Here is a 528-nt window from a genome sequence, read left to right as displayed (position 1 = left end):
GATTGTTGATGGCATGACCCATGCCGTCGAACTGTCCCGTGAACGCCGCATTCGCTCCTCCAATTCTCTGGAATTGAATAGGCCATCCCCCCAAGTCGAGATCCTTGCCGAGCGCGTATACCCCGGCGAGATTGTTCGTTACGTTCTCGAGGCCCTCTTTAGAATTGACGAGCTGGTACGCGGTCGCCTGCGTGTTCAGGCCGCTGAACGGAGCGGGGGCCCACGACGGATTGCTCGTCACAGTGCCAGCGAGATAACCGCCGTTCATGTCATGGAGCGCCGCGACGACGCCGGTGCTGCGCGACCAGTCGATGGTGCCGCGGTTCACTACGCTGGCGCCATTATCGATGCCGTTTGTGTCGGCTCGCAGCGTGAGGTTGCCCGCGCCGTTGTTTGCGACCGTTATGGCCCCGCCGATCGTCACATCGTGCTGCGCGTTGAGCGCAAGCGTTGCGTCGCCGCTCCAGCGCAGCGTCGACTGGAGATTGATGTCACCGCTCTTGCCGTAGGCGCCCGTCGTGTTCACAT

General features: G+C 61.9%; 1 pseudogene. It reads right to left on the bottom strand.

From position 1 onward, the window contains the following. Positions 1–528, bottom strand: a pseudogene (locus AWB67_RS41325) (filamentous hemagglutinin); the annotation flags it as partial.

It is taken from the genome of Caballeronia terrestris (assembly GCF_001544515.1).
GTDB classification, from domain to species: domain Bacteria; phylum Pseudomonadota; class Gammaproteobacteria; order Burkholderiales; family Burkholderiaceae; genus Caballeronia; species Caballeronia terrestris.
Note: the sequence above shows the minus strand (reverse complement) of the source record. Positions and strands in the feature narration are given on the sequence as shown.